Raw genomic sequence first — 10,658 nt, 5'->3', positions numbered from 1 at the left:
GCGACATTCTAAAGAAGCACGGATGCTCAAACACCAAGAAGGTGTTGCGCCGCCGCGGCTGGGAGTTCCCGCCCCTGGTGCAACTCCGGGCGGAATGGGAGCGACGGTTCCCAGGATGGAAGTGGAACGATCCCGGTCTGTCGGAAAGGCAGGCGGAGGACTGAAATGTTCCGCTCTGATCCGCATCGAGCCGGGACCGATCCGGTACAACTCATTGATTTTACAGGCGTTGTTCCGCTGTTCCGCTTGTGCCGCTTTGGACGCGTACTCTCCCGGAAAAATTGCGCGGCCAGCCGCGTGCGCCGCGAGGGCGCTAAGATTTCCTCTTCCTTTTAAAACGGAACAAGTGGAACAGTAAAACAAGGCAACCGGATCAGTCGCTTAGCGCGTTCCGGACCGTTCTAGCATGTTCCGCTCTCGCGGCCCCGACAGGGCGCGGCGGGTGCCGGCCGTGATCCCCGCCGCCGACGCCTAAGGCCCGTTCCACCCCGACCTCGACGCAGCCGAGCGTAAGGCGCGGCTCGATCCCGGTTCGCGCGTTCACACCTGCGCTGGAACCCTGCGCCTCACGACCTCGGCCATCAGCGCCTCGTTCATCTCGGCGAAGCGCCGAGTCAGCGACGGCCTGAGCAAAGGGAAGACGACAGGCACGAGCGCACCGGAGAAGGTCTCAGACTGCTCTAGGGTCACGACGCCCGTGGCTTCCGTCACACCGAAGCTGTGCGTGCCAGTCATCAGTTTCGGTAGACCGCCGCGCCATGTCAGTCGCGCGCCAGGCACCAGTTCCGTGATGACCGTCGGAACGTTGAAGAAGACCCTGCCGTCTAGGGACAATTCAGCCTTCCAAGCAGCACCTTCTGCCAACTCGCCATCTACCTTGCGGATGAACGGGTTCCACCGCGGGTACGACACCAAGTCGACGAGGACCGCCCAGACTTCATCGGCGCGCCCCGGGATCGTGAGATTGGTGGTGATCTCCATGGCGGCTTCTAACCATGTCCCGCAAGCCCGACCCCGACCGCATAACCAACCCCGGCCACACCTCGGCCGAACGCCGCGCCCCCGACAGGGTCGGTTGTGGCAGGGTCTCGCCCGCCACGGTCGGTACCTTCAGGAAGGCGCAGTCGTGATCACCCCTTGCAGTAACACTCACCGCGCCGGGATCTATCACTTCCCGGCGCCGGCCGTGTTCCCTACCGGCAGATACGCCGCGGACCGTATGGCGTAGGACGGATGAAACAATGCGCACCGTAGAAGCGCGGTTTGCCATAGATCGGGCGGCAGCGGCCGTAGGGCCCGGGCGCGAAGCCGGGGCCGCAGCCGAAGGCCACATCGGTGACGTGGGCGGTGCCTCCGATAGCGTCCGCAGCGACTTGCGCGAGCGGTGCAGCGCTGGCCGCCGAGGCGAGGCCGAGACCACTAGCGATAGCGGCGGCCGCCGCGAGCATCTTCAGGTGCATCATGAACAGACATCCTGTGCGAACCCGGACCGCAGAACTGGCCGTTCGGGAAAATACAGATCGCATCGGCGACGTGAATGGGAAGTGACCCTGGCCATAACGGCCTGGAAACAAACGGACCTCCGCCCTCGTCGCGGCATATCGGGTGGCACGGCCGTGGCTGCTGTCACCTACCAGCCGAACCCGGTGGGCTGGTGCAGTGCCGTAGCCGCGACCGACGCGGAGATGGCTGCGTTCGAGGTCGAACTGGAGGAGCTGCGATGACCGCCTCGCGCACGCGTGCACCGGCGAGTGGGCAAAGTTGGCATCTTTCCGGCGCCACGAGCCTGGAGGCCGCTGCCTACGCGCTCCTGCGCATCGTCGTCACGGGCGAGCGGGAACGCAGTGCCGCCGCTAACCCCGATTGGTCGAAGGGTCGGCCATGGGTCGATACCTTGGCACCGCCCTCGGACGATGCCCTCGACGTGCCAGGCTTCGCCGTGGATCCGGTCGGGACCGCATGCCGCGCCGAGCTGCGCCGGATCAGTCACGCCCTGCATGCTGCGAACCCGAACGAGGACTTCACGGCGCTGGAGGTGGAGATCGTCGAGATGGACCCGACGCACGCCGGCTGGCGCGCGATCGTCCTAGAGATGGCTTGGCACGGCATCGAAGGGTCGCAGGCATGACGACCGCTTGCAGGCCTCACCTGTAAGGTCGCCGCGGTCGAATGCAAAGCAGCCAGACGATCAGCGCGAATGCGGCACCGCCCGCGGCGGAACAGAGGATGAAGTTCAGCTCGATCCGCGGCGCGGTCCCGAACACGATGAGGCCCGCTAGAACACCTGGCAGGACACCGATGGCCGTCGTCGACAGTGCCCCTGTATCGAGCTTGCGTGCAGCCCAATGCGTCACCGGCAACGTGATCAGGAGGGTCGGGCTGATTAGAAAGGCACTCCACACTCCGAGGAGGCCGGTCACGACCGGGGCGGTCCAGAGCACCTCGAACGCCCGGCCCCAGGTCGCGCCCTCTAAGATCGCCACGCCTTGCGTCTGGAGGTCGTCGACGAAGTCAGTGACGATTGTCGACGCGCAGAAGCAGTAGGCGGCGGCATAATGCCCGAGCAGGCCAGCCAGCAGGATGCGGCGGCGCGACGGCCGCCAATCGGATCGGAACAGATACCGCTCACTCATGGGCTCGCCGCGGCGACGCAGGGCCGCGCGCCGTCCGGCACTCATCATAGCGACCGCGAGGTTACCCGACCGTACCGGACTGGATGGGGTCGCGTTCCGATCAGAACCCTACCAGCCGAGCCCGAGCCCCTTGGCGCGCTCGTTTGGTCGCGCCTCAGGTAGCAGCGTGATCAAGGCATTGAGCGCGGCCAGGGCGTCGGCTCGAGGCTTGGAGGGATCGAAGTCTTCCCGGTCCAGACCGATACCCAACTCGTCAGAGGCCAGCCGCGCGTCCGCAATGACGCTTTCCAAATCGGCCGTCATCTCCACTCGCTCCTGCAAACCGACGACAGCTTCGGCAGCGACCCTCATCACGTCCTGACCCATCCCGGCAGGAGCGACTTTTACGACATCAATCCATGGCTGGACCACTTCCGCCAGAAAAGCGGGCAGATCAGCCGTGCTTGGGGAATGTCCCATGGGTCTCAGGTCCGTTTCGGCGTGCGGACCGCACGGGGTTGGCGTGATGGAGTTCGACGACGTCAACGCACGTTACTTGCTCAGGATGCCAGGGCGTCCCGATGAGGCTCTACAAGCACGAGAGGCACTTCTCACTGGCTACCGTTAGGCTTGTCCCTCTCAGCTCCGAGGCTCGTCCCACCCTAAGCGGCCTCCTCCTTCTCGGTGCCGGCCCGCTTCATCGGGCCGTCCTGCGGCTTGATCGCGCCGGTAGCAGTGTCCTGCGGGGTGTTCGCCAGCCCCTCGCTTGGCGGCTTGCCTTGGGGCATCCGCTGAGCCTGGGTGTCGATCGGTTCATCGGCCATGTGGCAGCCCTTTCAGATCTCGGTCTCGCGCTTCACGACCGCCGCCTCGTCGGTGCCCTTCTGCGACAGGCCGACATCTGGACCCTCCGTTGGGTCCGATGGTGCTTTGGGACTGATCGGAGGAATGGACCGTTGCTCGGTGCCCACCCGGGCCCAGCGCTCCGCGTCATACTCGGTGTTGGCGAGATCCTGGGTGTTCGCGGTCAGTGGCTTGTCGGACATCGGCGCTCTCCATCTTCACGTCAACGCAGCACGTGTCGGCACAGGTCCGAGGATGCCGCCGGAGAGACAGTCGCGAGGCGTCATAGCCTGTGCTATATATCCTCACCGGTCTGGCTGTTTTCCTGCTGTTGTTTACAGCCAGCTCAGTCCTGAGAGCCGATCATGCGAGGCTACGGAAAACCATTCGTAGAGGGCCAGTCCGGCAACCCCGCTGGCCGGCCCCGCGGCTCGCGCAACCGCTCCACGCTGGCCCTGGAGGCCATTTTCGAGGGCGAGGCGGAAGCCCTCTATCCCGCAAGGCCATCGAGCAGGCGCTGGCCGGCGACGGCGGCGCGATGAAGCTGTGCCTCGACCGCCTACTGTCGCCGTGCCGAGACCGCAGCATCACCTTTGACCTGCCGACGATCGAGACGGCCGACGACCTGCCGAAGGCGACCGCCGCCCAGTTGCGGGCCGTGTCGTTGGGCGAGATCACACCAAGCGAAGCCGCCGACATCGGCAAGGCGGTCTCGGCCCACATCGACGCCATCACGGCGGCGGACCTGAGCCGTCGCCTCGCCGAGATTGAAGGGATCCGCCGATGAGGTTGCACGACATCAAGAGCCGCATCGTCCGGCTGGAGCTGCTCAACCTTAACCTCAAGCCCGGCCCGCTCCGCTACACGGACGAGGAGTTGGACGGCTTGATCGCCGTCCTCCGGCAGGCCGAGGCGGGCGAGCCGGTCGACCCCGAGCGGGACGCCTGGGCGGGCGCACTGCTGGCGCGAGAAGGGCTCACGTCCCGGGAGGCGTGGCAATGAGACCGAAAGAGTTCGAGGCGCGCGTCGTCCGGCTGGAGGCGACCCGTAAGGCCAACCCCTTCGCCGGCATGACCGAGGAAGAGATCGAGGCCGAGGCACGGCAGATGCTCGACCTGCTCATAAGCAGCTCTGGCAGCTCCGCATCCGTGGTCGCCGAGATGGCGGCTTCCGACGAACCCGTTATCCGCGATGGGGCGCGGACGACGGTCGAGTGGTTTGGCGAGCGGTACGGTTATCTGGTGCAGCACGCATACAGGGCGGCGTAGTGACGTGACACGGATCTGGTCGTCACCGAGTACTGAACAGCGAAGTTGAACCGCACCCTGTTTTGACCGGACAGGCGGCATAGCTCACGAAGGCATAGGCGTTGGCCTATGGGTAAGGCTATGTCATCCGATCCGACCGCCCCGCCGGTGCACGGCGAGATCCTGACCGGCGTTCAGCGTCGACGTCGCTGGTCCACCACCGATCCTTCGACAAGCTCAGGATGAGGAGATCCGCCTCGTCGAGGAGCGCCAGCAGCACGGCTCGTCCGTGTCGTTCGTCGCCCGCCGCTTCGGCCTCTCGCCCAGCCTGCTGTTCTCGTGGAAGCGGCGCATGCTGGAGGGCGGCCATCAGGCCGTGCACGCCGACGAGGAGGTCGTCGGAACCAGCGCGTGCGCGAGTTGGAGCGACGCGTACGCGACCTCGAACGCCTGCTCGGGCGCAAGACCATGGATGTCGAGATCCTGAAGGAGGCGCTCGACCTCGCGCGAACAAAAAAACCGACCTCGCCGTTCAGCTCCTGGGGCGGTTCGACGAGCGGTTTGCGATGCAGGCGGTCGCCGACACGCTCGGCGTGGCCCGCTCCCACCTCGCCGAGCGCCTGAGCCGACCTGCTCGGCCGCGCGGCCTCTACCACAAGCCCGAGGATGCGCGGCTCTTGCCGACGATCCGCGCGATCGTCGATGGCCGGAGTTACGGCTATCGCCGCGTCACCGCACTGGGGAACCGGGTGCTGCGCTCGCGCGGCGAGGCGAGCGTCAATGCCAAGCGGGTGCTGCGCATCCTGCAGGCGAACGGGCTCACCCTCGCGCCGCACACCGCCCGCCGGCCCGGCCGCACCCACGACGGCATCGTGGTGGCGCTGCGCTCGAACGTGGAGCGGGTAGCTCGGACCATCTCGAACTGCGCTGCCGGGACGGTGCGATCGTGCGCGTGCTGTTTGCCATCGACGCTTGCGACCGTGAGATCATGGCGTGGTCGGCGACCACGACAGGCGTCTCGGCCGAGATGGTCTGCGACCTGATGATCGCCTGCTGCGAGCACCGGTTCGGCGCAACGAAGACCCCGCACCCGGTCGAATGGCTGTCCGACAACGGCTCCGCCTACATCGCCAAGGAGACAGCGCAGACGGCCGCCGCGCTCGGGCTACGTCTGCTGTTCACCCCGGTACGCTGGCCGCAGAGCAACGGCATCGCGGAAGTGTTCGTGAAGACGCTCAAGCGGGACTACGCCCGCCTCGCCATCTTGGCCGACGCCGAGACCGTGATGCGGCTTCTGCCGGCTTGGTTCGAGGACTACAACACCATCCACCCGCACTCCGGCCTACGCATGCTCTCGCCCCGAAAGTACCTCAGCCGGAGTGCCTAAACCCACCCCGCTGCCTGTCCGGTCAAACAGGGTGCACTCCAGAAGGTGCCTGTTAAGAGTTCGGTATCGTTGAGGATGTATGACGCACGTCAGATCGAGGTGGCGTTATGCGTGTTCTGCTGATCGAGGATGAGGCTACCATCGCGCAGAGCATCGAGTTGATGCTCAAGTCCGAGAATTTCAACACCTACACCACCGACCTCGGGGAAGAGGGTGTCGATCTCGGTAAGCTGTACGATTACGACATCATCCTCCTCGATCTGAACCTGCCCGACATGTCGGGCTACGAGGTGCTACGCTCGCTCCGCGTGGCGAAGGTCAAGACGCCGATCCTGATCCTGTCGGGCATGGCCGGCATCGAGGACAAGGTGAAGGGCCTGGGCTTCGGGGCCGACGATTACCTGACCAAGCCGTTCCATAAGGACGAGCTGGTGGCGCGCATCCACGCCATCGTGCGCCGGTCGAAGGGGCACGCCCAGTCCATCATCACGATCGGCGACCTCGTGTTAGACCTCGACGAGAAGATGGCTTCGATCGACGGCAAGCGCGTTCCGCTGACGTCGAAGGAGTATCAGATGCTGGAGCTTCTCGGCCTGCGGAAGGGCTCGACGATCACCAAGGAGATGTTCCTCAACCACCTCTACGGCGGGATGGACGAACCCGAGCTGAAGATCATCGACGTGTTCATCTGCAAGCTGCGCAAGAAGCTCGCCAACGCCAGCCAGGGCAAGAACTACATCGAGACCATCTGGGGTCGCGGCTACGTCCTCCGCGAGGAGGCGGCCGAGATGCGAGCCATGGCGAGCTAAAAATTTTCCACTAAGAACGATCTGAAGCACTCTATCTACGTTGATTTATTTCGATTTCCGGTGCAGTTGGCCCGCTTCACTCAAGCAAGTGTACCCTGGACGAGAACGCAGAGACCATCGAGGCTCAGGCCGTCGATTTCATTGTGCTGGCGGCGGACATTGTCGCGGCCTACGTATCCAACAACTCAATGCGACCTGCCGATATGGCGGAGCTGATCGCCAGCACACTAGCTGCGCTCAAAGGGCTCGGCACCTCCGCAGCACCGGCTGCTCCGGCGGTCGACAAGCCGACGCCGGCCCAGATCCGGAAATCCATCACCCCCGACGCGCTGATCAGCTTCCTCGACGGCAAGCCGTACAAGACCCTGAAGTGGCATCTCACCGGCCACGGCCTGACCGTGGAGGAGTACCGTAAGCGTTTCGGGCTGCCGCGGGACTACCCTATGACCGCCGCCAGCTACTCGGCCATGCGCGCCGAGTTCGCCCGGAGCAATGGGCTTGGAACGCAGCGCCGGAAAGCTGCTCCGAAGGTTGCTGCTGCCTCTGAGACCGTGTCCGAGAAGCCGAAGCGGGCTGGCCGGCCACGGAAGGCGAAGGAGCCCGCTGAGGCGTAGGGCGCTCGCGAGGAGCATTTTGCCGAACCTTCGCCGTAGATCGCGGCGAGGGTACAGATCCATGCGGATGGGAGCGGATCGCGGCGGGCGTAGGCGGCCGACCTTGAACCGCCGCGGCACTCCATTCGTTGCGGGACCAACCCTGTCCAGCAGCAGGAGGCCACCGTGACAGAGGCGAAGCAGATGGTCGACGCGCTGGTGCGCGATCGGCAGGGCAGCACGATCGCCGCGACGGCGGCTATGGGCGGTATCGCCATGATCGTCAGTCTCGCATTGAAGGCGCTTCCAGGCCGCACGCATGCACCAGACCCAACACCTCCATCTCCGTAGGCGAAATTACCTCCTGCGCCCCTTACACCCTTCGATCATTCTGAGGTCAGCGAAGACGAAGCCCGCACCATGATGCGGGCAATGGTGGCCGCCACGATGGCCGATGGGCTGATGGATGCCGCGGAGCGGGAGCGCCTCTACAGCGCCCTCGCGGCTGCCAAGCTCGGCGCTGCTGGTCATGCATGGCTGGATAAGGAACTCGCCGAGCCAGCCGATATCGACGAACTTGCGGATGGGGTGAGCAGTCCCGAACAGGCCGCTCGCATCTACGCCGCCGCCCGTCTCGCAATCGAGCCGGATACCTTGCAGGAGCGGCAGTTCCTCAAGATGCTAGCTGAGGCACTGGACGTGCCAGCTGAAGCTATAACTCGGCTCGATAATGAGCTGGCCGGCTGACGCCGAGCGCTCCCCAGACGACCGCTACGGCGAGCGCCGCCTGCGCACGGTGCAGCCGCAGCGCGGGTCGGCCTGGACGCAGTGAGGACGACCACCGCCCTTCATCAGCTTGTTTCGGACTACGACGCGATGCTGAAGGATGCTCCGGCACCCTGGGAGTGAGCGCTGCGCCTCCATACAGAGCGCCGAAATAGGAACTTGGCCATGTGCACGGAACTTCACCTGAGGGAACCGCGCACAAGAGCCCGAGAATGACCTACCTGCGCTACGCCTCCGACATTGAGCAGCCCGCGCCGGACGAGCAGAAGACCATCGACGGTATCATCAAGGGTATGACCCAGCAGTCGGAGACGGTCGAGCAGCGCGAGCACCACGCGGTCCGCGCCAGCCATGCCAAAAGCTCAGCCTGCGTGACGGGTGAGCTGACGGTCGCCGCCGGTCTCCCGCCGGAACTGGCGCAAGGATTGTTCTCAAAGCCTGGTACCCACTCTGTCGCGGTCCGCTTCGCGCAGGGCCCGGGCGAGACCCTGGGCGACCGGGTGTCAACACATCGCGGCATGTCCATCAAGGTGTTCGACGTTCCCGGGGAAAAGCTCCCTGGCCATTCCGTCGATACCCAGGATTTCGTGCTCGCGACCGGTACGACCTTCCCGTCCGGCACGGCGGCCGGCTTCCTGCGCGACGGCACGGTGATCGGCAAGTCAACAGGAATGCCGGAGGGCGTGAAGAGCGCCGTCTCCTCGACGATGCGCAACCTCAACAAGGTGCTGCACGCCTTCGGCACAGAGAGCGCGCTCGCCGACTTTTTTGGGCACCCCTACAGCCACCCGCTCGCCGATAGCTACTTCAGCCAGGCACCCGTGCGCTTCGGCGATTACGTGGCCAAGCTCGCGGCCGTTCCCACGGCCGAGGCCCAGCGCGCGTTATCCGAGTGGCGGCTCGATCCACACCGGGACGAGGACGGCTTCCGGCACGCGACCGTCGCCCTCTTTCGGGATAATGAGGTGGTGTTCGAGTTGAAGGCGCAGCTCTGGGCGCTGACCGGTATTTTGGACCGAGCCGATTGAGAGGCTACTGCATGGTGGCGGCGATGGGTAGCCGGAAGGCCAGATCCGGGTAGCTGACAGGCGCGGGCGGCCGATAGCCCAGGGACGAATGCGGCCGGACGCGGTTGTAGGTAGTTTGCCAAAGACCGATCACGATCTGCGCCTCCTTCAGCGAGTAGAAGATCTCTTGTCTCAGGCACTCATCCCGAAGCTTGCCATTAAAGCTCTCGCAGTACCCGTTCTCCCACGGCGAGCCTGGCGCGATGTACTGGATCTGCGGCCCCGTCTTGGCGACCCACTTACGCAACGCCTTCGAGATCATCTCGGGGCCGTTATCGCAGCGGATGTGCTCCGGGATGCCGTGCAGGCACATGGCATCGGCCAGCGCCTCGATCACACCTACGCTGTTGATGCGTCGGGCCACCTTCAGCGCCAAGCATGTCCGGCTGTGCTCGTCGATCAGCGTCAGGATGCGCAGGCTCCGCCCGTCGTGCGTCTGCGCCTGCACGAAGTCGAAGCTCCACACATGGTTGCGGCGGAGCGGCCGTAGTCGCACGCATGAGCCGTCGTTCAGCCAGAGACGGCTGCGCGGCCGGTGCTTTTGCGGGACCTTCAGCCCCTCGCGACGCCAGATGCGCTGAACCCGGTCCTTACCCACCTGCCACCCAGCCGCCTGCAGCAGCGCGGTGACGCGGCGGTAGCCGTAGCGCCCGTACTCGGACGCCAGGGCGATGATGGCCCGGGTCAGCCCATCCTCGTCGGCTAGCAGAGTCGGCACGTAGCGCTGCGTGCCCCGGTGCTGGCCGACGATCCGACAGGCATGGCGCTCCGAGAGACCATACTTCTCACGAATGCCGTCCACTGCCTGCCGGCGTCGCTCGGGGGCTACAAGTTTCCCGAGGCGACGTCCGCCAGCACCTGCTTCTCCAAGGACAAGTCAGCCACGAGCCGACGCAATCGCGCGTTCTCGCGCTCCAGGTCCTTCATCTTCCTGGCCTGGTCGGCTTGGAGGCCGCCGTACTCCTTGCGCCAGCGATAATAGCTCTGCTCGGAGATCTCCGCCTCCTTGCACGCTAGCGCCAAGCTCTTGCCTTGTGCCGTCTGCACCTCGATCTGGCGCAGCTTCAGCACCACCTGCTCCGCGCTCGTCTTCTGACCTCGCCGCATGTCCGACTCCTTCGGTCCTGGCTGATCCTCTCAATCAGCCCGGTCCAAAGCCAGCCGGTCAGGTCACCTGCCGCCACCGCCCGGTTGGGCGGAACCGACGTGGTCGTGCGCCTCGGTTCCGGCCATCTGTTCAACCTCGGTCTGCTCGTCGCCGCCAACAGCCTCGACGCCGAAGGCGGCGACTTCGGCAACGGGCCTGATGGGCGC

Annotated in this window: 15 protein-coding genes and 3 pseudogenes; 11 read left to right on the top strand and 7 right to left on the bottom strand. The window is 65.2% G+C overall.

The features are described 5' to 3' along the window. Positions 1-540: 540 nt before the first annotated feature. Together MKL01_RS34720 and MKL01_RS34715 are read right to left on the bottom strand one after the other, a co-directional pair. Entirely contained in the window at positions 541-981 is a 441-nt protein-coding gene (locus MKL01_RS34720; protein ID WP_243909717.1) for an SRPBCC domain-containing protein, read from the bottom strand. A 212-nt stretch (positions 982-1,193) separates the two neighbouring features. After that, on the bottom strand, positions 1,194-1,463 hold the full coding sequence (locus MKL01_RS34715; RefSeq protein WP_243909716.1) for a GCG_CRPN prefix-to-repeats domain-containing protein: 270 nt from the start codon (positions 1,461-1,463) through the stop codon (positions 1,194-1,196). 257 nt (positions 1,464-1,720) lie between these two features. Between MKL01_RS34715 and MKL01_RS34710 the strand changes: the two genes are divergently transcribed. After that, positions 1,721-2,128 (top strand): hypothetical protein, encoded by a 408-nt coding sequence (locus tag MKL01_RS34710; RefSeq protein WP_243909715.1) that lies wholly within the window; start codon positions 1,721-1,723, stop codon positions 2,126-2,128. Positions 2,129-2,144: 16 nt separating this feature from the next. Here the strand turns inward: MKL01_RS34710 and MKL01_RS34705 are convergent, their stop codons facing one another. The 4 genes from MKL01_RS34705 to MKL01_RS34690 all read right to left on the bottom strand — a co-directional run bounded on the left by MKL01_RS34705 (position 2,145) and on the right by MKL01_RS34690 (position 3,658). Beyond that, entirely contained in the window at positions 2,145-2,681 is a 537-nt protein-coding gene (locus tag MKL01_RS34705; protein WP_243909714.1) for a hypothetical protein, read from the bottom strand. 60 nt (positions 2,682-2,741) lie between these two features. Beyond that, complete coding sequence (locus MKL01_RS34700; protein WP_243909713.1) at positions 2,742-3,092, bottom strand: hypothetical protein; 351 nt, start codon at positions 3,090-3,092, stop codon at positions 2,742-2,744. A 182-nt stretch (positions 3,093-3,274) separates the two neighbouring features. After that, entirely contained in the window at positions 3,275-3,436 is a 162-nt protein-coding gene (locus tag MKL01_RS34695; RefSeq protein ID WP_243909712.1) for a hypothetical protein, read from the bottom strand. Positions 3,437-3,448: 12 nt separating this feature from the next. Continuing rightward, entirely contained in the window at positions 3,449-3,658 is a 210-nt protein-coding gene (locus MKL01_RS34690; protein WP_243909711.1) for a hypothetical protein, read from the bottom strand. A gap of 162 nt (positions 3,659-3,820) precedes the next feature. Here MKL01_RS34690 and MKL01_RS36325 point away from each other — a divergent pair, with 162 nt between their 5' ends. The 10 genes and pseudogenes from MKL01_RS36325 to MKL01_RS34650 all read left to right on the top strand — a co-directional run. Beyond that, positions 3,821-3,997, top strand: coding sequence for a DUF5681 domain-containing protein (locus tag MKL01_RS36325; RefSeq protein WP_409566405.1), 177 nt, complete (start codon positions 3,821-3,823; stop codon positions 3,995-3,997). Then, positions 3,994-4,242 (top strand): hypothetical protein, encoded by a 249-nt coding sequence (locus tag MKL01_RS36065; RefSeq protein ID WP_313901509.1) that lies wholly within the window; start codon positions 3,994-3,996, stop codon positions 4,240-4,242. Before MKL01_RS36325 ends, MKL01_RS36065 begins: the two co-directional genes overlap by 4 nt. Continuing rightward, on the top strand, positions 4,239-4,457 hold the full coding sequence (locus MKL01_RS34680; RefSeq protein ID WP_243909710.1) for a hypothetical protein: 219 nt from the start codon (positions 4,239-4,241) through the stop codon (positions 4,455-4,457). The genes MKL01_RS36065 and MKL01_RS34680 overlap by 4 nt, the downstream gene beginning before the upstream one ends. Then, positions 4,454-4,723 (top strand): synembryn, encoded by a 270-nt coding sequence (locus tag MKL01_RS34675; protein WP_243909709.1) that lies wholly within the window; start codon positions 4,454-4,456, stop codon positions 4,721-4,723. Before MKL01_RS34680 ends, MKL01_RS34675 begins: the two co-directional genes overlap by 4 nt. A gap of 108 nt (positions 4,724-4,831) precedes the next feature. Beyond that, a pseudogene (locus MKL01_RS34670) lies at positions 4,832-6,089 on the top strand (IS3 family transposase). A 107-nt stretch (positions 6,090-6,196) separates the two neighbouring features. Further along, a complete protein-coding gene (gene ctrA / locus MKL01_RS34665; protein WP_243909708.1) occupies positions 6,197-6,898 on the top strand; it encodes a response regulator transcription factor CtrA in 702 nt (233 codons plus the stop codon). Positions 6,899-6,993: 95 nt separating this feature from the next. Next, positions 6,994-7,512 carry a MucR family transcriptional regulator gene (locus MKL01_RS34660; protein ID WP_243909718.1) on the top strand — a complete coding sequence of 173 codons (519 nt, stop codon included), beginning with the start codon at positions 6,994-6,996 and terminating at the stop codon, positions 7,510-7,512. A gap of 165 nt (positions 7,513-7,677) precedes the next feature. Further along, positions 7,678-7,842, top strand: coding sequence for a hypothetical protein (locus tag MKL01_RS36060; RefSeq protein ID WP_313901508.1), 165 nt, complete (start codon positions 7,678-7,680; stop codon positions 7,840-7,842). 54 nt (positions 7,843-7,896) lie between these two features. After that, positions 7,897-8,238: pseudogene (locus tag MKL01_RS36055) on the top strand (DUF533 domain-containing protein); the annotation flags it as partial. A gap of 251 nt (positions 8,239-8,489) precedes the next feature. Beyond that, positions 8,490-9,275: pseudogene (locus MKL01_RS34650) on the top strand (catalase); the annotation flags it as partial. Between the two features lie 34 nt (positions 9,276-9,309). Here the strand turns inward: MKL01_RS34650 and MKL01_RS34645 are convergent. Further along, a protein-coding gene (locus MKL01_RS34645; protein ID WP_243909706.1) for an IS3 family transposase occupies positions 9,310-10,451 on the bottom strand; the annotation gives its coding sequence in 2 pieces (ribosomal slippage) (positions 9,310-10,184 and positions 10,184-10,451; 1,143 coding nt in all). Positions 10,452-10,658 lie beyond the last annotated feature (207 nt).

Origin of the sequence: Methylobacterium sp. J-070 (assembly GCF_022829385.1) — a bacterium.
Taxonomy (GTDB): domain Bacteria; phylum Pseudomonadota; class Alphaproteobacteria; order Rhizobiales; family Beijerinckiaceae; genus Methylobacterium.
Note: the sequence above shows the minus strand (reverse complement) of the source record. Positions and strands in the feature narration are given on the sequence as shown.

Bases quoted from the DNA above. Each gene is read 5' to 3' on its own strand.
- MKL01_RS34720 (WP_243909717.1), bottom strand. From the start codon at position 981: ATGGAGATCACCACCAATCTCACGATCCCGGGGCGCGCCGATGAAGTC.
- MKL01_RS34715 (WP_243909716.1), bottom strand. From the start codon at position 1,463: ATGATGCACCTGAAGATGCTCGCGGCGGCCGCCGCTATCGCTAGTGGT.
- MKL01_RS34710 (WP_243909715.1), top strand. From the start codon at position 1,721: ATGACCGCCTCGCGCACGCGTGCACCGGCGAGTGGGCAAAGTTGGCAT.
- MKL01_RS34705 (WP_243909714.1), bottom strand. From the start codon at position 2,681: ATGATGAGTGCCGGACGGCGCGCGGCCCTGCGTCGCCGCGGCGAGCCC.
- MKL01_RS34700 (WP_243909713.1), bottom strand. From the start codon at position 3,092: ATGGGACATTCCCCAAGCACGGCTGATCTGCCCGCTTTTCTGGCGGAA.
- MKL01_RS34695 (WP_243909712.1), bottom strand. From the start codon at position 3,436: ATGGCCGATGAACCGATCGACACCCAGGCTCAGCGGATGCCCCAAGGC.
- MKL01_RS34690 (WP_243909711.1), bottom strand. From the start codon at position 3,658: ATGTCCGACAAGCCACTGACCGCGAACACCCAGGATCTCGCCAACACC.
- MKL01_RS36325 (WP_409566405.1), top strand. From the start codon at position 3,821: ATGCGAGGCTACGGAAAACCATTCGTAGAGGGCCAGTCCGGCAACCCC.
- MKL01_RS36065 (WP_313901509.1), top strand. From the start codon at position 3,994: ATGAAGCTGTGCCTCGACCGCCTACTGTCGCCGTGCCGAGACCGCAGC.
- MKL01_RS34680 (WP_243909710.1), top strand. From the start codon at position 4,239: ATGAGGTTGCACGACATCAAGAGCCGCATCGTCCGGCTGGAGCTGCTC.
- MKL01_RS34675 (WP_243909709.1), top strand. From the start codon at position 4,454: ATGAGACCGAAAGAGTTCGAGGCGCGCGTCGTCCGGCTGGAGGCGACC.
- ctrA (WP_243909708.1), top strand. From the start codon at position 6,197: ATGCGTGTTCTGCTGATCGAGGATGAGGCTACCATCGCGCAGAGCATC.